Origin of the sequence: Microcoleus sp. T2B6, assembly GCF_036700475.1 — a bacterium.
GTDB lineage: Bacteria > Cyanobacteriota > Cyanobacteriia > Cyanobacteriales > Microcoleaceae > Microcoleus.
This window is the reverse complement of sequence record NZ_JAUBOZ010000072.1, coordinates 8,690-29,333: the sequence shown is the minus strand read 5'-3', so window position 1 is coordinate 29,333 and position 20,644 is coordinate 8,690. Positions and strand designations below refer to the sequence as shown.

Annotated in this window: 15 protein-coding genes; 7 read left to right on the top strand and 8 right to left on the bottom strand. The window is 47.4% G+C overall.

Annotated elements, in window-relative coordinates; all coding sequences use genetic code 11:
- Positions 1 to 3: 3 nt before the first annotated feature.
- Both QUA00_RS25475 and QUA00_RS25470 read right to left on the bottom strand, forming a co-directional pair.
- Complete coding sequence (locus QUA00_RS25475; protein WP_333305877.1) at positions 4 to 654, bottom strand: MAE_28990/MAE_18760 family HEPN-like nuclease; 651 nt, start codon at positions 652 to 654, stop codon at positions 4 to 6.
- Positions 651 to 1,760 (bottom strand): DUF262 domain-containing protein, encoded by a 1,110-nt coding sequence (locus QUA00_RS25470; protein WP_333411596.1) that lies wholly within the window; start codon positions 1,758 to 1,760, stop codon positions 651 to 653. Before QUA00_RS25470 ends, QUA00_RS25475 begins: the two co-directional genes overlap by 4 nt.
- A 350-nt stretch (positions 1,761 to 2,110) precedes the next feature.
- Here QUA00_RS25470 and cax point away from each other — a divergent pair, with 350 nt between their 5' ends.
- On the top strand, positions 2,111 to 3,232 hold the full coding sequence (cax, locus tag QUA00_RS25465) for a calcium/proton exchanger (RefSeq protein ID WP_333411595.1): 1,122 nt from the start codon (positions 2,111 to 2,113) through the stop codon (positions 3,230 to 3,232).
- Between the two features lie 1,159 nt (positions 3,233 to 4,391).
- On the top strand, positions 4,392 to 6,461 hold the full coding sequence (locus QUA00_RS25460) for a serine/threonine-protein kinase (RefSeq protein ID WP_333411594.1): 2,070 nt from the start codon (positions 4,392 to 4,394) through the stop codon (positions 6,459 to 6,461).
- A gap of 112 nt (positions 6,462 to 6,573) precedes the next feature.
- Here the strand turns inward: QUA00_RS25460 and QUA00_RS25455 are convergent, their stop codons facing one another.
- The 4 genes from QUA00_RS25455 to QUA00_RS25440 all read right to left on the bottom strand — a co-directional run bounded on the left by QUA00_RS25455 (position 6,574) and on the right by QUA00_RS25440 (position 11,593).
- Complete coding sequence (locus QUA00_RS25455) at positions 6,574 to 7,125, bottom strand: GUN4 domain-containing protein (RefSeq protein ID WP_190745799.1); 552 nt, start codon at positions 7,123 to 7,125, stop codon at positions 6,574 to 6,576.
- A 44-nt stretch (positions 7,126 to 7,169) separates the two neighbouring features.
- Positions 7,170 to 8,870 (bottom strand): calcium-binding protein, encoded by a 1,701-nt coding sequence (locus tag QUA00_RS25450; RefSeq protein ID WP_333138191.1) that lies wholly within the window; start codon positions 8,868 to 8,870, stop codon positions 7,170 to 7,172.
- 139 nt (positions 8,871 to 9,009) lie between these two features.
- The gene (locus tag QUA00_RS25445; protein WP_333138189.1) at positions 9,010 to 10,728 is read right to left on the bottom strand and encodes a calcium-binding protein; all 1,719 of its coding nucleotides are present in this window, start codon (positions 10,726 to 10,728) and stop codon (positions 9,010 to 9,012) included.
- A 226-nt stretch (positions 10,729 to 10,954) separates the two neighbouring features.
- The gene (locus tag QUA00_RS25440) at positions 10,955 to 11,593 is read right to left on the bottom strand and encodes a transaldolase family protein (protein ID WP_333138187.1); all 639 of its coding nucleotides are present in this window, start codon (positions 11,591 to 11,593) and stop codon (positions 10,955 to 10,957) included.
- A 279-nt stretch (positions 11,594 to 11,872) separates the two neighbouring features.
- Between QUA00_RS25440 and QUA00_RS25435 the strand changes: the two genes are divergently transcribed.
- Positions 11,873 to 12,100 carry a hypothetical protein gene (locus QUA00_RS25435; RefSeq protein WP_333104712.1) on the top strand — a complete coding sequence of 76 codons (228 nt, stop codon included), beginning with the start codon at positions 11,873 to 11,875 and terminating at the stop codon, positions 12,098 to 12,100.
- 179 nt (positions 12,101 to 12,279) lie between these two features.
- On the opposite strand, the gene QUA00_RS25430 is transcribed toward QUA00_RS25435, so the two are convergent.
- The gene (locus QUA00_RS25430) at positions 12,280 to 12,945 is read right to left on the bottom strand and encodes an ElyC/SanA/YdcF family protein (RefSeq protein WP_333411593.1); all 666 of its coding nucleotides are present in this window, start codon (positions 12,943 to 12,945) and stop codon (positions 12,280 to 12,282) included.
- A gap of 96 nt (positions 12,946 to 13,041) precedes the next feature.
- On the opposite strand from QUA00_RS25430, the gene QUA00_RS25425 reads away from it, so the two are divergent.
- The 3 genes from QUA00_RS25425 to QUA00_RS25415 all read left to right on the top strand — a co-directional run bounded on the left by QUA00_RS25425 (position 13,042) and on the right by QUA00_RS25415 (position 15,979).
- Complete coding sequence (locus QUA00_RS25425; protein ID WP_333411592.1) at positions 13,042 to 13,713, top strand: aminotransferase class IV; 672 nt, start codon at positions 13,042 to 13,044, stop codon at positions 13,711 to 13,713.
- A 120-nt stretch (positions 13,714 to 13,833) separates the two neighbouring features.
- A complete protein-coding gene (locus QUA00_RS25420; RefSeq protein ID WP_333411591.1) occupies positions 13,834 to 15,285 on the top strand; it encodes an anthranilate synthase component I in 1,452 nt (483 codons plus the stop codon).
- A gap of 133 nt (positions 15,286 to 15,418) precedes the next feature.
- Positions 15,419 to 15,979 carry a hypothetical protein gene (locus QUA00_RS25415; RefSeq protein WP_333138179.1) on the top strand — a complete coding sequence of 187 codons (561 nt, stop codon included), beginning with the start codon at positions 15,419 to 15,421 and terminating at the stop codon, positions 15,977 to 15,979.
- A 144-nt stretch (positions 15,980 to 16,123) separates the two neighbouring features.
- Here QUA00_RS25415 and QUA00_RS25410 read toward each other — a convergent pair whose 3' ends face one another.
- Positions 16,124 to 17,284, bottom strand: coding sequence for a quinone-dependent dihydroorotate dehydrogenase (locus tag QUA00_RS25410; RefSeq protein ID WP_333138176.1), 1,161 nt, complete (start codon positions 17,282 to 17,284; stop codon positions 16,124 to 16,126).
- A 230-nt stretch (positions 17,285 to 17,514) separates the two neighbouring features.
- Here QUA00_RS25410 and QUA00_RS25405 point away from each other — a divergent pair, with 230 nt between their 5' ends.
- Positions 17,515 to 20,436 (top strand): GAF domain-containing protein, encoded by a 2,922-nt coding sequence (locus QUA00_RS25405; RefSeq protein WP_333411590.1) that lies wholly within the window; start codon positions 17,515 to 17,517, stop codon positions 20,434 to 20,436.
- Positions 20,437 to 20,644 lie beyond the last annotated feature (208 nt).

Below are 20,644 nucleotides of genomic sequence, written 5' to 3'. Positions count from 1 at the left end.
TATCTAAGGTGAATCCCGCCTAAATTTTTCCTGAATAGCAGCATTTTCTATCTCGGTACGAAATATATCGAGCATTCCTATAATTTCTCTGTGTAGCTCTAGATATTCCTCCCTATCAAACACCAAATAATTACCGTGGGCAATTTCGTTCCTTGTCTTTAAAAGCTTGGTATCAATTAATACCGATTTAGTAGAATATATTGAAAAGTCAATTCCGAGAATATAAGTTATTTCTTTTAAAATCTCAGAAGATAAATTCGATGCAGTAGATATTACATCTTTAGGTAGGATACATCTCTGATTTAATTCGGAAAGAAAGAACTCACAAACAGGTATATACAATGATGGCTTATGTGTCTCTTTTGCCTCTTTAAGTTTGTCTTTCATGGCCAAAGCTAAAAAATTACTAGAAAGCTCCTGATACGTAAGCTTTTTTGAGATAACATATTCTAGATAAGAGTTGGCTGCTAGCTTGACAAAACCTTCCCAATGGGAATAGAGAATACATACTCCACTCCGAACTAATACTTTATGTCTTTGGTCAGAAACATTTTTCGCTTCTATCAAAGATTTCATTTCTGACAGTTCCTTCTTTCGCCAAGCAAGATCCGTTGCCAATCTATCGCTTAATTGTTCCGCTGTTCGGATGCTCATGAAGGGGAAAAGACCTTTCTACCAAGCGGAATAAGATACGGTAAGCGTCTTGCTGCATTCAGTCCAGCTCCCGACCACTTTTTATAAGTTTGATTTGACCAAATACTTTTTATACGATTAGGTAATTGGTCTGTTGGAATTGGATTTTGATAGTTGTATCCAATTCCGAGTGCTACCACCTCATATGCCGATAAGAGAAAGCCTCCCAGGAATTTATCATTCTCCGATTTATATCGCTTGAAGCTATCGTCTCCCATAGCTTCATTAAGCATATTGAATGTCACATCAAACGCTCTCTCTATGTGGCTGCTATCCAAATCTTTTTTAATGGCCATTTCACGCATTCTAGCCGTTAGGAACTCGCTAACATCACCGCCCAGCGTTTGAATACTTGCATAATCTCGATCGAAGAAAAGAATAAAACGCAATACTAATTCCATATCATACTGTTCTTCATAAAGTCTATCGCTCAAAGCAATGCAGCTTTTAAATGACTCCCGATCGGCAAGTGAACGCATTAAATTATATAAATTTTTATTCAACATTAAAAGAAGGCAATTTCTTACTTCTTGCGGTGTCGCAATCGCTCCTCCTGTATTCAGTCGCTGAAATAGCTCATATTTAATCATTTCATCACTTTCTTTTTCAACAATATTGACGGAGATTTTGGCTCGTTTAATCAATAAACGCTGTGCCTGAGTTAAAGAGTTCTCTTTATCGTCAGGAGCGTCCCATTTTTTACCTTTTAAAGAAGGCAAATAAGTAGTTTCTTGTAAGGCAACAAAAGATGTATCTTGCTCTTGATTGTCTCGTTTCAAAATACCGACAAATTCATATATGGTTGACAGTCTCTGCAAACCATCGATCACATCCCAAATCCCATCATCTCTTTGACTGACAAAAATTGGTGGAATCGGTATACCTAAAAGAATTGATTCTATAAAAGTGGATTTTTGATAATCCGACCAACGAAAAAACCTTTGAAAATCTGGGTGAATATCGATTTCCTTCTTCTCATAAAGACTGATCCACTCGCCAATAGACATTGAGTAGCTATCTGTCCGAATTTCTTGCCTTGTTTTGTCAATCTCTTCTTGTAGAGGCATGGCTGAAGCAGTCCTAAGTATTATGTATAGCTATACTTGCAGAATGGCAATATTTAAAGATTATATCACTGAACGAATATCTGAAAAAACGATCGCCCAGAAATAGTCAACTTTGCTCTCAAGACAATGCGGAACCTGATGCGATCGAGCGGGTAGAATACAAAAATCCATTGAACCGATCGGCTAAACAAATCCCTCTCTTAGTTTGTCACATCCGTGAAAGCCGCAATGCAGCGATCGCCCCATCCTCCACCCCCAGCTTTAAGCCAACACCCAAATCCCAAGCCCTTACCCTTTTTTTCATTTGGTCACAGGCTATGATTGACGGTTGGCAGCTTTTGAGAATCTAAATGCTAAACACAAATACAATAATTTCCAGTCTGCTGTTATTTATCCCGGTTTCCATCGCCGGACACTTTCTCGGCTGGGAACCCTCCACAATCTTCGTCACCTCGGCTTTAGCCATCATCCCCCTAGCCGCGTGGATGGGGACGGCCACCGAAGAAATCGCCGTCGTCCTAGGTGCCAATTTGGGGGGTTTGCTGAACGCTACCTTTGGAAATGCCACGGAACTGATTATCGGCATCGTCGCCCTCAACGCCGGACTCATAGATGTTGTCAAGGCCAGCATCACCGGTTCAATTATGAGCAACCTGTTGCTGGTGATGGGATTGGCGATGCTGCTGGGTGGCTTGCGCTACAAAGAACAAGATTTTCAGCCGACAGTCGCCCGGTTGAATGCTTCAGCGATGAACTTAGCCGTGATTGCCATTTTGGTGCCGACGGCAGTTAATGCCACCTCTATTGGCATCCCTCCGGCAACTATGCAGAACCTCTCTAGCGCTGTTGCTGTAGTGCTGATTGTCGTCTACGTGCTGACGCTGCTGTTTTCTATGAAAACCCACAGTTATCTGTACGATGCAGGGGTGGCAGAAATAGAAATGCTGGAAGATTTAGCCGAAAATAACTTAGCACCAGACAGTCCTGACCACAAAGTCAATCTGCCGCTGTGGATTGGGGTACTGTTGGCCTGTACCCTGATGGTAGCTGTCGAGTCGGAACTGTTGGTGGGTACTCTCGAAGAAGCGACGGCGCGTTTGGGGCTGACATCACTGTTTACCGGGGTGATTTTAGTGCCGATTATTGGCAATGCGGCCGAACATACGACGGCGGTGACGGTGGCGATGAAAAATAAAATGGATTTGTCGGTTTCTGTGGCCGTGGGTTCGAGTTTGCAAATTGCTTTGTTTGTTGCCCCGGTGTTGGTTTTGGCAGGTTTTGTCTTGGGCAAACCGATGGACTTGAATTTCAACCCGTTTGAACTTGTAGCGGTTGCGGTGTCGGTGCTGATCGCCAATTCTATCAGTTCTGACGGCAATTCTAACTGGCTCGAAGGTACTTTGCTGTTGGCAGCTTATACGGTTTTGGCGCTGGCGTTCTACTTCCATCCGGTAATTGAGGGACTTGTTTAAAACGCTTTCTTATCGGGAAGCAAGAGGGAAGAGGGAAGAGGGAAGAAGGCAGATTTTTTCACTCCCTCACTCCCCCACTCTCCCACTCTCCCACTCTCCCACTCTCGCACTCTCCCCCTCGCCCACTCTCACTTATTTCTTCGAGAATGGTGGTTGCGATCGTACAATTGAAAGGTGGCTGCTCTCTCGTTATTAGTTCTGGTCTGTTTGTACATTATGTGCTGTCAGTCAGGGATTTGTGACCTCGATCGGCTGTGACAAACAACAAAACCTTTGGCCTCAACCCGATCGTGAGATCGCAGTGTCCCCGGTTATAAAAAACACGGGATGCTGAAGTCAAGCGAGACTCAAACCTCCCTTGACTTCAGAGACGCTGCAAGATTTCAATCAAGGGTGCTCATGAGTCTTTTACTAGGTGTGCTACGATCGTCATAAGTAGTTGAAAACTGAGTTGGACTTGCATAGCCAAAAAGTTCACCAAAGTTAGTCATACTTAACTTGACTGATTAACATTCTGGGCGGTATGATTAAATCAATGCCGAAAAAAAGGCTTAATTATCTGGGAGAGTAAACCGAGCGTGCAAGTCAAAAATGACCAGCCTGTCACAAGGTAGAACGGGATCCCGCGTTTCGTTAAATTGGTTGAAAATAGTGGATGACTCATGGCTACAAGCTTCAACTAAAATTAATTCATTAGGGCGTTGCTCCGCCCGAATTAACGCCTGTGGACAAGAAAGAGCCGACTCCCTTGGGTGAAGCAGGAAACAGACCCTTCAGGAGTAATTCTGATTGAAGGGTGAGGCTTAAATAAGTTTAGCCAAGTTTTGTGTAGCAGTAAACCACGGTCGATTTAAAACTGACCAGCCTATAAAAAGGTCGAACGGGATACCACGATTCGTTAAATTGGTTGAAAATAATGGTTAAAGAAGGGCTAAAAGCTTCCACAATAATAAATAGTTGTACAGACTTCAAAAATAGGGTGCTGCTCCACCCGAATTTACGCCTGTGGACAAGTAAGAGCCGACTCTCTTGGCAGAAGCAGGAATCAGACCCTCTAGAAAATACTTCTAGTTGAATGGTGAAGCTTAGATAAGTTTAGCCAAGTTTTGTAGAGCAGTGTCCAAGTAAAACTTGATAGAGCAACCTCAATCAGGGTTATGTGGCTTCTGTGAGTTATTGCCTCAATCCCAAATGCCCGAATCCCTCCGATCCAGCCAACTCTGGCAAATCCGTGTGTATCCACTGCGGGTCTCAACTTTTGTTGGAAGGTCGATATCGGCTAGTCACGCCTCTCGGAAACGGTGGCTTTGGCAGAACATTTGAAGTGGACGACAACGGCGCCCGAAAAGTGCTAAAAGTCCTGCTCAAAGACCATCCCAAAGCTGTAGAACTTTTTAAGCAAGAAGCCGACGTATTGGTCAGGCTGAGACATCCAGGTATTCCAAAAGTCGATCGCGACGGTTATTTTACATTTACGCCAGCTCACAGCACAGAGTCTTTTCACTGTCTGGTGATGGAGAAAATTGCTGGGGCCAATTTGCAAGACTGGCTGAAACATCGGGGCCGCCCGATCAGTCAAGAACAAGCTCTGAATTGGCTCAAACAACTGTCGGAAATTTTAGACCAAGTTCACCGACTCAACTATTTTCATCGGGATATCAAGCCGCACAATATTATGTGCAAGCCCAACGGGCAGTTAGTGCTGATAGACTTCGGGACTGCTAGGGAAGTGTCGGGGACTTATTTCGCTAAGGTGGGCCAGGGACAAAATGTGACTGGTATTGTTTCTCCAGGCTACACGCCGCCGGAACAAACTAATGGCAAGGCTGTTCCGCAGTCAGATTTTTTTGCTCTGGGGCGCACTTTTGTTTATTTGCTGACTGGAAAGCCACCGACTGCGTTTCCAGAAAATCCCCGCACGGGCAGATTGATGTGGCGCAAAGGAGCTCCTCAAGTTTCCGACCCCGTGGCTAATGTGATCGATTACCTGATGGCGCCTTTTCCGGGCAATCGACCTCAAAGTCCCCAGATGGTTTTGCAGTGCTTGGAGGAAATTAATCTCGACGGCGGGGAAACTCAGTTGCCCACTCAGTTGCCGACGACGGGGCAAACTAAAATTCGCGCAACTGCCGGGGAGACTGGGGCGAAGAAGCAGAGTTCCAAGAACCGCCTCAGACCTCTGAATTCGGGATTGAACAAGACCGAGAAAGATGTTTTTGATTGGAAAAAGAAGTTGCTGGCGGGCACGGCTGTTTTGATGGTGAGTATTGGCGCCTCTCAAATTTACGGTTCGCTGCGTTACGGGGTGTTTCCAGCAAACCCGGTGTGGCTGCTTTCGACTTTACCTACCACTCAGTTTTTGCAAAGAAGTTTGGATAATGTCGGGAGTGTGAATGCGATCGCCCTGTCCCCGGACGGTCAAACTTTGGTGAGCGCAAGCTTTGGGACCATTAGAATTTGGAATGTGAGGACGGGAGGCCTGGTGCGGACTCTCAATTCGGTGCATTCTAAAAAATCGGTCAACACGCTGGCGGTGAGCCCGAACAGCTCGATTTTGGCCAGCGGCGGCGGCGACAATAATGTGATTCTCTGGGATTTGAAGACGGGGCGACGGATGCGGACGATTCCCGCTCACAAAGCCGCCGTCAAGGCGATCGCTTTTAGCAGGGACGGTCAAACTCTCGCTAGCGGCAGCGATGACAAAACTATTCGCTTGTGGAACGTCAGAACCGGCAGCAGGTTGCGGACTTTGAGCGGCCACGCCGGAGGAGTAAACGCGATCGCTGTGAGCCGGGACGGTAAAACTCTCGCTAGCGGGAGCGAGGACAAGACTGTGCGTTTGTGGAATCTCGGCACCGGAGAAGTCAGAAGAATTATCACAGGTCACCGGGGCCCGGTTACTGCTGTGGCTTTTAGCCCGAACGGGAAAATTGTGGCTAGTGCTAGCACCGACAATACGATCCGTTTGTCGAACGTGCAAGACGGGAAGGGCACCCGCACTTTAAAAGGGCATTCGAGCTCGGTGAGGACGATCGCCTTTAGCGCGGACAACCGCACTTTGATCAGCGGGGGCGGAGATATTATAGTTTGGGATTTGAAGACAGGAAAAGAAAGAAGCAGTATTTCTGGTCACAGTCAGTTTGTGAGTTCTGTGGCTATTTCCAGAGATAGCAAGACTTTTGTGAGTGGCAGTCCCGATCGCACTATTAAGATTTGGCGAATGCCATAGTCCTACTATTTTAGATTTTAGATTTTAGATTTTAGATTGAAGAGTCGAGGCGAGCGAGAAATCCCATCCCGACTCCGACGTGGAAGTCTGGGCATTGCCCGCCCTACAACTGTTACTTGCCGCAATTGGCAAAAGTAGAAAACAGGTTAAATTCTGTAACCCTCCACGCTTGCCATGTCTGCGCGCCCGCAAAAAGACTGTACCTAGTTATGCTTTTATCGCTGTCCACATAACTTTGCCAGCTTAATGAAGCAACAGTTGGATACTGGGCTGGAAACTCCCCTGGTATAGGACTTACTTGCGAGCTCATGTTCCATCCTACTTGCTTGCTAAAATCTTGAATTTGACCTTCGCAAGTTCGACAGTTAGAACCGCCGACTTTCTGCCAAATCTCTAACTGTGGAGTCAATCCATATTTGCCGTTGCTCGATTGCATCCACAGCCGATCGATCGCGCGGAGGTTCGGACAAGACAGATTGGCGGGGTTGTTGCGGATCAGAGAGACTGTTTCTTGATCTGCTTCGTACCATTTTTTGGCTTCTAATAAGGATTGAAGTTTGCTAAATTCGCTGTTGCTTTCTTGTGAATTAGCGGTAAATGCTGGTTGCAAAACTGCAATAAATGTGCCTACTAATGCGAGGGATAGTTTGCCAAGTTTAATCATGTTCCCTGAGTAAAAGTGATTTAACAAAGGACAGTTTACCATCTCTAGACCGAGATGAAATCTTCAGAGCCAATAAAATTGGGAGCAACACCTGTCAAAGAAGCTAAAACTTCACCGCTGCTGGCTACTCTAATTAATGTGCCGTTAGTTCCAGAGGAAATTGATAGCTGTCCGAAGGTCAAGCCATTGATTAGTTGAATGGTATCTTGACCGTTGGCGAAATCAGAGATGGTATCAACTCCTAACCCCGCACCTAAAACAAATACATCGTTGCCCGCGCCGCCGACAAGATTATCGTTTCCCAAACCGCCGTTGAGGGTGTCAAAACCTTTGCCGCCAGACAGGTTGTCGCTGCCGCCTCCCCCGACAAGGATATCGTTGCTTCGCAAACCCGTAAGTGCGTCATCGCCGTCTAAACCGTTGATATTATCACTGCCGGGAGTGCCTATCAGGTTGTCGTTGCCGTTCGTGCCGTTGATGGCGTTTGGAGAGTTATTGATGCCGCCTGAAGCGTTGCCGGTGTCAGAAACGAATACGTCTTGAACCCTGTTAGTGTCACCAGGCACGAGGTTGGATGCTTCAGATACAAACGCCACAAACCTCCCGTCGGCTGAGATGGAGGGAGTAGAGGAGACATTGTTGGCTTGAGCGCCGCTGGAACTGGCAGAGACGCCGGTGGTGGTATTCGTTAACAAGTCGCGCACGAAGACATCGGTGGTATTGTTTGTGTCCCCCGGCACGAGGTTGCGGGCATCAGATCCAAACGCTACAAACCGCCCGTCGGCTGAGATTGAGGAGAACTGGGAGGGTAAATTGCCGCGCTCGCCACTGGAACTGACAGAAACAAGGGTAGTAGTGTTAGTTGACAAGTCGCGCACGAAGATGTCGTTGCTATTGCTAGTGTCCCCTGGCACCAAGTTGGACGCATCAGATTCAAATAGCACAAACCGCCCGTTGGCGGAGATGGAGGGAAGGGAGGAAAAGCCGTTGGCCCGAGCGCCGTTGGAACTGACAGAGACAAGGGTAGTGGTGTTGGTTAACAAGTCGCGCAGGAAGATGTCGTTGTCAGCGTTAGTGTCTCCCGGCACCAGGTTAGTGGCCGCAGATGAAAACGTCACAAACCTCCCGTCGGCTGAGATGGAGGGAGAGTAGGAGCTGCGGTTCCCCCGATCGCCGCTGGAGCTGACTGAGACGCTAGTAGTGGTGTTAGTTGATAAGTCGCGCACGAAGATGTCGGGGGCATTGTTGGTGTCCCCGGACACCAGGTTGGAGGCATTAGATGCAAACGCCACAAACCGGCCGTTGGCGGAGATGGAGGGCCCTGAGAAGAAATCGGCGGAGGAAGAGCCATTTCCCCGATCGCCGTTGGAGCTGACTGAGACGAGGGTGGTTGTATTGGTTGACAAGTCGCGGACAAAGATGTCGCGTTGGTTGTTAGTATCCCCCGGTACGAGATTGGTGGCATCAGAATAAAACACTACAAACCGCCCGTCACCGGAGATGGAGGGAAAAAAGGAGTTGCTATTCCCCCGATCGCCGCTGGAGCTGACTGAGACGAGGGTGGTGGTATTGGTTGATAAGTCGCGGACGAAGATGTCGCCATTATTGTTAGTATCTCCCGGCACGAGATCGGAGGCAGCAGATGCAAACGCCACAAACCGCCCGTCGGCGGAGATGGAGGGACGGTTAGAGAAGGCGCTTGCCCGATCGCCTGTTGAGCTAACTGAGACAAGATTAATAGTCATAAGTCCTCACACTAAAATTGCAACTTTGGTAAATTGATGAGCGATTGATGGATTGTTGGCGAAGTTCGATCGCGCTCTTTGAGTAAAAGTCAGAGCTTCGGCGAAAGAACACAGCAGACAATTGAGAATGGGCAGATATCTAAACAGAGACGAAATCTTCAGAGCCAATAAAATTGGGAGCAACGCCTGTCAAAGCAGCTAAAACTTCACCGCTGCTGGCTACTCTAATTAATGTGCCGTTAGTTCCCGGCGAAATTGATAGCTGTCCGAAGGTCAAGCCATTGATTAATTGAATGGTATCTTGAGAGTTGGTGAAGTCAGAGATTGTATCAACTCCCAACCCCGCACCTAAAACAAATAGATCGTTGCCCGCGCCACCGAATAGAATATCGTTTCCCAAACCGCCGTTGAGAGTGTCAAAACCTTTGCCGCCAGACAAGTTGTCGCTGCCGCCGCCCCCGACAAGGATATCGTTGCTTCGCAAACCGGTGAGTGTGTCATCGCCGTCTAAACCGCTGATATTATCGCTGCTGGGAGTGCCTGTGAGGTTGTCGTTGCCGTTCGTGCCGTTGATGGCGTTTGGAGAGTTATTGATGCCGCCGGGAGCGCTGCCTATGTCAGCAATAAAGAGGTCTGGGCCGTTGTTGGTATCTCCCGGCACGAGATTGGCTGCAAAAGATGAAAACGCTACTTTCTGCCCGTTGGCCGAGATGGAGGGGAACTCGGAGTCGCTGTTCCCCTGATTGCCTGCTGAGTCAACAGAGAGACGGGTGGTAGTATTCGTTAACAAGTCGCGCACGAAGATGTCTTCTTTATTGTTAGTGTCCCCTGGCACGAGGTTGGAGGCCTCAGATGAAAACGTCACAAACCGCCCGTCAGCGGATATGGAGGCGGACCCGGAATCTTGGTTGCCCTGATTGCCTGTTGAGGAAATAGAGACGCGGGTGGTGGTATTGGTTGATAAGTCGCGCACGAAGATGTCGTTGTTATTATTTGTGTCCCCCGGCACGAGGTTGGTGGCACGAGATGAAAACGCCACAAACCGCCCGTCAGCAGAAATAGAGCCACGGATGGAGCCGCCGTTGGCGATCTCGCCATTGGAACTCGCAGAGACAAGGGTAGTAGTATTGGTCAACAAGTCGCGCACGAAAATGTCGCGACTGTCGTTAGTATCCCCAGGCACGAGGTTGGTGGCAAAAGAGTAAAATGTGACAAACCGCCCGTTGGCAGAGATGGAGGGGAATGAGGAGTAGTCGTTCGCGGGAGCGCCACTAGAACTGACAGAGACGAGGGTGGTGGTATTAGTTGACAAGTCGCGGACGAAGATGTCCTCCTCATTGTTAGTGTCCCCCGGCACGAGGTTGGAGGCTGTAGATGAAAACGTCACAAACCGCCCGTCGCCCGATATGGAGGGATCCCCGGAAAACTTGTTCCCCCGATCGCCGCTGGAGCTGACTGAGACGAGGGTTGTGGTGTTGGTTGACAAATCGCGGACGAAGATGTCGTTGTTATTATTTGTGTCCCCCGGCACGAGGTTGGTGGCATCAGATTGAAACGCCACAAACCTTCCGTCAGCAGAGATGGAGGGGTCGTAGGAGCTGTCGTTCGGCTGATTGCCTGCTGAGTCAACTGAGACGCGGGTGGTGGTGTTGGTGAGCGTGTCGCGCACGAAGATGTCGTCGCTATTGTTAATATTATTGTTCGGAGCTCCGATTCGGAAGATGGATTGTTGAAGTGTAAACGCCACAAACCGCCCATCACCGGAGATGGATGATTTGACCGAGTAACGGTTGCCCTGCACATCGCCTGCTGGGTCAGAGATGCCTGCTGAGTCAACTGAGACGCGAGTAATAGTCATAAGCCCTGACATTTAAGAGTACAAGTTTGGATATCCCTGCGGTTGATGGAAATTATTCAATAAGCAGCTCTCAAAGTCAATTCATAAAAGTCATAACTTTGAGTTCATAAAAGCCATATTTATCAACAAATGTTACCAACAGTAGACAAAATAGCCAAACTCATATGCAGTCAGCGAGCGAATGATACTTGCTCCAGAATTAATCAAGTTTTCTGTGTTCCAAAATCTAATAACTAATTCCCCGCCCGTTTTTCGCAAATTCATCCACAGTTTGCTGCGATAATTCATGAACAGCCATCGCCTGCAACACGTCAAAAGGCAATGTCAAATGATGGGCGCCAGCTAATAAAGTCTTTACCGCTTCTTCCGGCGATTTAATGCTAGCTGCCAAAATTTCAGTATTAGTTCTCTGCAACACATTTGCCATATCCCGCACTAACGCAAAACCGTCTCCCAATAATCTGGTGGCGCGATTCACGTAGGCGATCGCATATTTGGCCCCCGCTTCTGCTGAAACAACTGCTTGTGAGGCGCTGTATATCGCCGTCACCGCGCAAGGAATTTCTGGTGACAAATGCGCTACTGCTTGAAAACCAGCCGCCGTTGCTGGAACTTTCAAAACTGTTTGCTGTCCAATTAATTCAAAAGCCGCTTTTCCTTCTGCTACCATGCCATCAAAATCAGATGCAGTTAGCTGATAATACACTTCCCCCGGAATAAGTTTCGCCAGTTGTGTGAGCGTCACATCGGGAGATAAATCGCTTTTTCCCAGGAGGGTTGGATTAGTAGTAATTCCCGAAAGCCAGCCGAACTGGCTCGCCTCTTTTGCTTCTGCTACAATTGCAGTATCGAGATAAATTCCCATCAGCTCTACCCCTTTATTTTCTTAGTTTATTCTGAGTTTTCCGAGGCTTAGTTTCAATTTGATGTCACTGAGCGTCACATTGATTGTTAGGTATTAACTGTAGCAGATTTGTGAAAACATCGCTAGTAAGTAAAAATAACAATTAAGTGATGGGTATCACGTCACTTGCTGATTACGATCGCCATGTAAGAAAACTTCGATCGCCAAATGCCGGAAACAAACAATTTATATTTGTAGTATGGGTTATGTATGCAGTAACTCAAGGAGGTGACTCATAAAATGAGAGAAAAAGAAAATCATCAGTCACAAGTCAGTCTTGAAGAATCTTGTGACAAAGCGGAGTTTGAAGAACCAGCAGCAGCCCCTCAAGACTTGCCAGAAAATGATAATTCTCAAACCGAGTCTCAAGCATTTGAAAATCACGGTGAAGATGGTTTGAAGGCTCTAGCACGCTTAATGATGGTGAGTCTAACTTGGTCGCTGGCAGGACTTTCCAAACGCGAGTAAGTTATGGAACACTACCGCAACGGGGAAGCTATGATTTGTGAGTTTTGTTGTAAGTTTTGTTTAACTCAAAACTTACAACTCCCGGACTTACATGATGTCCGGTTAGTTGTAAGAAAATCCGTTTTTAGTGAAGACTTTCGTCCTTAAAGCAAGGACTAAAGTTTTCAACAGACCACTTATCACTTTTCTTGAATTCCTTCAAACGGCCCCAAAAAAGTCGGTTCTGGACGGGTAACACGCACTTCCCAAAGCGCTTTGATGACTGCCAAAAATTCGCGGAAACTGTAGCGAATCATGCCCTTTTGGCGAAATTTGCCCCAATCCGGCGTTCCTAAGCCGATCGCCTCTACGCCCAACCGGCGGCAGGTATAAACAGCGCGGGCTAAGTGAAAGTTTTGGGTAACTAAAACAGCCTTCGTTATGCCAAAAATCTCTTTCGCCCGGTAGCAACTTTCATAGGTACTAAATCCGGCATAATCGAGAACGATATTATTAATCGGTACGCCCTGGGCTTCGGCGTAGTCCTGCATTGCTTGGACTTCGTTGTAATCGACCGTGCTATTGTCTCCTGTCATCAAAAGTTTGTCCACTCGGCCCGCTTTGTACAAATCGACGGCTGCTTGCACTCGATCGGCTAACATGGGGCTTGGAGTGCCGTCTTCCCAAAGTCCGGCACCAAAAACTATAGCAATGGGTTCTGCCGGCACGTTAGCTATATCGCTGTGGCGGTAGTTGCGGGTAACAAATCGGACGTAGTAGTTGAGGGCTAGGGGTGTGAGCACTGAGGTTAATATTAACAGCCCCATAGCAAGGCGCCCTTGAAATATAAAGGATTTAGGCCACATAAATTCAAGTTAACTTCCTATATAATTACACAAACATACCGCTTCGCGGAGCTAAAAATTGTCTAGTTACCGAATTTACATTATATTGACAAAAATATGATTCAACAACAGCCAAATTTTGAATTGCTGGAATCACTTTTATGGCAACCCAAAAACGGCTATTTTTTGCTAGACAGACATCTTCAAAGATTAGAGCGATCGGCTGATTATTTTAATTTTCCCCTATCGCTAACAGAAGCAAGCAAAGCTTTACAAGCATTAAGTCTGGCTTGCGGGTCAGTCAAACAAAAAATACGGTTAACAATATCTTCTGAGGGAAACATAACATTACAAGCTCAGACACTAGATAGCGGTATCTTAAAAATCGGTGCATCTGTGGGAATTGCCCGCCAACCGATCGACTCTCAAAACCCATTTCTTTACCACAAGACAACTTACCGAGTACCTTATACAATGGCTTTGGAGTCGCAGCCCGAATATCAGGATGTCTTTCTGTGGAATCAAGATGGAGTTATCACCGAATCCACGATCGCCAATATCGCGATCGATACACCCGCAGGTCTAATCACACCTCCCCTCAAGTGCGGTTTACTACCGGGGACGTTTCGTTCTCAACTTTTAGAGGAGGGAAAAATCAGAGAAGAGTTAATTACCTTAGATGATTTGCGTAGTACCGAAACTCTATTCCTCATTAACTCCGTTAGGGGTTGGATACGCCTCAAAAAAGAAGTAAACCGAGATGTTTGGAAAGTGGTAAGTAATGGCTGAGATAACGCTGGCAATCGGTTTTAGTAGGGTGCGAACTGTGCACCTTACTAAAAAAACCGATAGTGTCAAAATTGACTCGTTGCGTAAGTCCTGAAAGTGTTAACCATAGTGCAATTTATTATGAAACCAATACAACCTTGGCATTGGCGAAAGCTTCCCCTAAATCAGCGCAGCGGATCGGAGATTTTTCAAACTTTATTTCTAGGTCAAACCGCCGACAGTGCCAGCTCAAGATCGGATTGTTTCCCCCGCGATATGGCCGTTCTGCTAGAAAGTCCAGTTACATCTTCTACTAACTTGGCACGATATTCTATTTGTGCAGGTTCTCCCCGGATAATTGACGGTCAATCTCAGCTATGGACACCGCCAGTCGGTGAAATTTTACCTTTTTTGCGCGCTCTTTTGGACTCTCAAAAGCAAAATTTAGCAGTCAATGTACCGCCGGAAATTCCTTTTACGGGGGGTTGGTTGGGATGGCTAGGTTATGATTTAGCATGGGAAATCGAACACCTGCCCCAACTCAATACCGATCCGCTTCCTTTCCCGGTTAGCTGTTGGTACGAACCAGAATCTTTTGCGGTTTTAGACCATCAAACGCAAATTCTCTGGTTGGCTGCGAGTCAACCTTCTCACCTCGATGTTATGCAGCATCAATTAGAGCAAACCAAGCCCGAAATAATCGAGAATAATTTACCGGAAAATTCTCAACAAAATTCGGCTACTCCTATTTTCCAATTATCTCAAAGTGAGTATAAAGAAATAGTGCGAAAAGCTCAGAAGTATATTCATGCGGGCGATATTTTTCAGGCTAATTTATCTTTGCGGTTTGAAGCCCGTACAGATTGCAGTAGTTGGTCAATTTACCGCGCTTTGCAACAGATCAATCCTTCGCCTTTTGCAAGTTATTGGCAAACTCCGTGGGGGGCGATAGTTAGTTGTTCGCCAGAAAGACTCGTTCAATTATTAGGAAAAAAAGTGGATACTAGACCGATCGCGGGAACGAGACCGCGAGGTTTAACCTCCATTCAAGATGAGCAATTAGCACAGGAATTAATAGAGAATATCAAAGAAAGAGCCGAACATATTATGTTAGTTGACTTAGAGCGCAACGATATCGGGAGGGTGTGTGAATGGGGTTCGGTAAAAGTTAACGAATTTCTGACGATTGAACGCTATAGTCACGTGATGCACCTCGTCAGTAATGTTATCGGTACATTAAGACGAGATTGCGACGCGATCGACTTAATTCGAGGGGTATTTCCGGGCGGTACGATTACAGGTTGTCCGAAAGTGCGCTGTCTGGAAATCATCGAAGAATTGGAACCTGTGAAGCGCAATTTGTTTTACGGTTCCTGCGGTTATTTGGACTGGCGCGGCAACCTGGATTTAAATATTTTGATTCGCACCCTTTTATATGCACCAAAAAGTGACGGTACAACCGGGGGAGTTGTTTGGGGACAAGTGGGTGCGGGGATTGTTGCTGATAGCGATCCAGAAAGGGAATGGCAGGAGTCACTGCATAAAGCTCAAGCTCAAGTTAATGCTTTGAAATTAGCGAAAATATTTGATTAGATGCGTGTTAGATAAATCGACGTGTTAAGATTGTTGAAGATTTAGATCGCCGATTTACTTTTGATGTAATACTGAGTGAAATAAATCGAAAAAAAAAGATTTCTTGTAGTATTAGTGTTAGGAAACTGTTGGTATGGTGTTGCCTGATAGTTTTTTTAGCGATCGCACAGTGAGTCAGATTCTGGGTGAACTCATGGATATTAGACGAGACTGCCAAAGCTGGTTAGCTGTTGGAGAAGCTCACTATCACGATCGCAAAGGAAAAGCAGAAGCAATTAACAAAGCCCCTGAATGGCTGATTCCTGTGTATCATCCTCAACGAGGTACAATCAACTGCTATAAAGACTGTCTAAACATCAGCAAGTTGTATGAAGCTGGCTGGACATATATAGACGGTAAATTGATAGTTGCAGTTTATTCAACCGTTGACCTTTGTCGAGGCTATCCGGTAGATATTTCCTTACTTGAAAACTACTTGCCTCCCCTGCAAAAATACGGTGTTCCTATGATGATTTTTCCCTTCAAGCGAGAGATAATTCTCCAGCAAAAAATTATCTATGAAACGGAATCTGCCTACGGAACGAAAAGCCAGCTTGTTGATGTCGCTCAAGTTCAAGATATGATACCTAGGGCGTGGTACGATCGAGATTATAAAGTTTTGATCAAATACAGCGATCGGCTAGTGCCTTTATAAGGAAATTTCAAGAGTTAATCAGATACTAAAGGTGGCGGCGATTATTTCCGGGAGTGGATGGCTGCTCAATGCACTGATCGAAGGGTGCAACAAGGGTAATATTGATCGGGCATCCTGCCCAAGACTTGCTTTTCACTCCTATGTCTATTGATTTTCCGAACCTACTGCCTCAGAAATCGAACTAAATCCGCGTTCTTCCAACTTTTGCAACAAACCTTGGAGAATCCGACGCACCATCCAAGGCCCTTCGTAAACCCAACCGGTGTAAACTTGAATTAAACTCGCACCGGCGGCTATTTTTTCCCAAGCATCTTCGGCGGTGAAAATGCCACCAACTCCAATTATGGGCAATTCGCCTTTTGTATATTGCCAGATAAATCGGATTACTTCTGTCGATCGCTCCCGCACAGGAAGCCCGCTAATTCCCCCGGCTTCTTCGGCGATTGGTTTGCCTGTTTCTCGCAATATTTGTGTTTTCAATCCATCGCGGCGGATGGTGGTATTTGTGGCGATAATTCCTGCTAGTTGGTAGGTTTTTGCTAAGTCGAGGATTGATACGAGATCCTCGGACTCCAAATCCGGCGCAATCTTGACTAAAATTGGCTTGATTCCCTGATTTTCTTGTTGCAAAATTTCCAAAATTGTGCTAAGCCCAGCAGCATCTTGGAGCGATCGCAACCCCGGCGTATTTGGAGAGGAAACGTTGACTACAAAATAGTCGCCCCAATCTTTTAGCAGCTTAAAACTCTCAAAATAGTCGGCTGCTGCTTGCTCTAACGGTGTTACCTTAGATTTACCGAGATTGATGCCCAAGGGGAACCGAGACTGAGGCATGGGGCGCTGGGCATCGAATTTTGACTGTTTCTGTGCTGCCTGAAACCGGGCTGCCATTGCCGCGGCTCCTTGATTGTTAAATCCCATGCGGTTGAGGGCTGCACTGTCCTCCGTCAAGCGAAACAAGCGAGGTTGGGGGTTTCCCGGCTGTGGTTGACAAGTGACAGTGCCGAGTTCGGCAAAGCCAAAGCCAAAATTTGCCCAAATGTCAGCAGCTACGCCGTTTTTATCAAATCCCGCAGCTAAGCCGACAGGATTGTTAAAGCTCAGTCCCCACAAAGATTGTTCGAGGCGAGAATCTTGGACTCCCAAAGATTTCTGCAATCGAGAGAGCATTTGGCTGGTGGCGGGGTTTGACTGGGTTCTGGCTGCGAGTTCGAGAAGTTGGAGAGTGCGGTTGTGCACCCACTCGGCATCGGTTTTCAATACGGAAAACAACAGTGGGCGTACACTTGATTGATAAATATCCAATGATTTGTACTGGGGCAATTTACAAATTAGAAAGGAGAAGGCAAATAACAATATTCACGAGCAGACAGTGAAGGGGAAGTTTTTACTTCAACTTCGATCGACTTTATCCAATGTTTGAGATTGAAGGATAAGTTAGACGATTATATTATATGTTGACTCTTTTGCATTTTAATTTGTTGAATATTTAAGCTAGTAATTTTAAATTAGACAAGGTGCGGGGAAGCTTGGAAATGGGGCAGCAGCAAAGACCAAAGGATTTAGACGAACAAATCGCGACCCTAGAGCGCGTTCTCCTGACTCTCCGAGAAGAGGAGAATGTGGAAGTGCTACTTTCGACCACACTCGGTTACTTGCAAGCGGAATTTGACTGGCGGTTGATTTGGATCGGGTTGTACGATCGACAAGCCCACAGATTGTTCGGGAAAGGCGGCATAACTCCTAACGGCGACCTGTCTTTTCTCAAACAGCGGTTTGCTCTCAGTCCGGGGGATTTGCTCGAACAAGTGGTGATTCAGCTCCGCCCGGTGGGAGTTCCGGATTTGCGATCGGAAAACCGAGCCGGAGAATGGCGCAAAGCAGCTCAAACTTTCAATATTCAAGGCACGACTCTGTTTCCGCTGCGCTACAAAGACCGCTGCTACGGCGTGATTTTGCTCGGAACTGAGGTATGGGGAGCGTCGCCAAAGTCGGGGGAAAAAACGCAGTTGGCGATCGTATTTGGAGCGCTGGCAACTGCTCTTTACCAAATAGAAAAAGACTGGCAGCGACAACAAGTTAAACACCCAGACGAGTCTCTTTTTGCGCTGATTTCACAGTTGGGGGAATTGCGATCGCTCGACCAATACTTGCAAGCGGTGGTCGAACAAACTCATGAATTTATCGAGCCGACACGCACTAATGTTTACTGGTTCGAGCGAGAGCGACGCTATTTTTGGCGCCGAGTCAGCAACCGCGAAGTTACTCCGGGTTTGGGCGGGCCGGGCCGACCGGCTTCGGGCATCACCGTCCAAGACTTGGGCGAATTTTATCAGGCTTTGGGCCGGGAAGAAATGGTTTGGATCGGTGAATCTCAAAGTTCTCTGAAAACTGAGCTGACGGGGCGGTTGATGCAGCAAATCCGCGCTCGCTCTCTGTTGGCTGCGCCGATTGTTTCAGAAGGGGAATTGTTGGGATTTTTGGCAGTCGAAGCCAGCGAACCCCGGATTTGGCAAGACAATGAAAAGCATTACCTGCGGGGAGTGGCGCAGTTAGTGGCTCTGACGGCTCCTATGTCGGAGATGGAGGAGAAAATTCAACAAACTGAGATCGATCGAGATTTAACTGCCGGAATAGCTCACGCCATCTACAGCGATGCTGACTGGGAGGCGACTTTGAAAAATACCGCCGCACAGTTGTGCGATCGGCTCAAATGCGAATACTTTTTGCTGCTGCTGTACGGCGAAGAACAAAATCGCTTTGAAATTGTCTGCCAACATTTGCCCCGCAATCGCAGGCCAGTGCCGTCGCCACTCAACGCCCTAGATGTGGCTGACTTGGGGCTGTTGCAAGAAAGTGCACCTCTAGCTATTGAAAATTGGGAGGAAGACGGGCGGTTGGGCGCTTGGCGGGAAGTGTTGGGGGAAGCTGGGGTGCGATCGCTTTTGGCATCGAACACTAGGGCGAAAAAGGCAGAGGGAGAAAACCCCAATCTAAAATCGAAAATCGCCAATCGCAAATCGATCGAGGGTTTGCTGGTTGTCGGGCACAGTGCAACTCGCACTTGGAGGCGATCTGAGCAAGAATTAGTTCGGCTAGTGGGCGAACAACTCGGATTGATCCTGCACTCGTGGCAGCAGAGTTCGGCAATCGACAAATATCAGCAATTTGAGCGATCGCTCAAATCGGGTTTGGCGGTTTTGCACCATTCTCCTGATGAGCAATCTGAGCAAGAGATATCTGCTGCTTCACCGACGATGTTCCCAGAGTTGCCGCTAGAAAAGCTCGATCGTAACTTTGCTCAACACGTTTCCCAGACAATTTCCTGTCCTTTAGTAGCCGTAATTACTTGGAATCCCGGTGATGAGGAAGGTTCCATCGTGGCGACGGTAGCTGCCAATCCCGTATTTGCCCTCAATCCCGAGGCGGTGATTCCTGTCCAAACAGATGCTTTGATCCAACAAACCCTGGCTGCTAACTGCGTGGTGCAACAGAGCACGAGCCAACTGCAACTGGCGACAAAGCGGTGGCTCCGCAGTCCGGGAATTGGCGAGATTATGACGGTGGCGCTGCGGACGGCCCCAGAACACGCTCCGGTGGGCGTTGTGGTGGCTGCAGACGCTCCGGGCCGCCAATGGTCGGAGTTGTCGGTGAGTTTACTCAGCTCGATGGCGTCTCAGTTGGCTTGGTGGCGCAGGTATTTGGCGGTGCAATCAGCCGCCGAGTCGCAGCGATTGGATCTGGAGTTGCTCAACTGGTACAAACAGCGCCGTTTTGAGGAGTTTTACCGCACGGTGGGAGCGGGGGTGAAGGAGTTGGGGGAGTTGAGTCAGTCGATTTTGCAGTCGGCGAAGGAACAAAAGGATGCTCTGAAAATGTTGCGATACCAACAGGTTTTGCGGCAAATGGGCAATGCTTTGGGGTCAACTCATTTGCTGCTGAAACAGGAACATTGGCGGCTGCACTTCGCACAAGATGCGGTGGCTGTGAGCGCTTGGCTGAGGCGATCGCTCGATCGAACGGCCCCCCTGGTCAAACAGTCGCAAGTCTTGCTGGAAGTGCACAGAGAAGCTGCTGTGTCGATGCCGGCAGGCCAGACTTTGAGCGTTCGCGGGGACTGTATCAAGCTGGATTTGATACTGTGCGAATTGCTGGCGACGGCTTGCAGGCGCTCTGCTGTTGGCGCCAAGATTGAGATTCGCTCTCAGTTGTTGGGGGAAGATTTGTTAGAATTGTCTGTGATCGATAGCGGCGCGTGCGATCGACACTTAATTGCTGCCTTCAACGGCGGTTCCGAACCCGATATATTAGCGGTTTCTAGTTCCCATAGGTCGATCGTGCAAAATCTCTTAATTTGTCAGCGAGCAGTAGACTTAATGGGGGGAAACTTTTCTATAGAAATGTTAGAAAACAATTTAATTGTCGCTAGTTTAGTGCTGCCCCTAGCCAATTCTTAATCTTGTAAAATTTTGTAAAAGTTCCAAGCTGCGATCGAGGATTGTAGGGGCGGGTTTCACCAACAATAATTGCCTAAAACCCATAATTTCATAAACCCGCCCCCACCCAAGGCTAAACCGCCATCTACCTCGCTGCGATCGAGGATTGTAGGGGCGGGTTTCACCAACAATAATTGCCTAAAACCCATAATTTCATAAACCCGCCCCC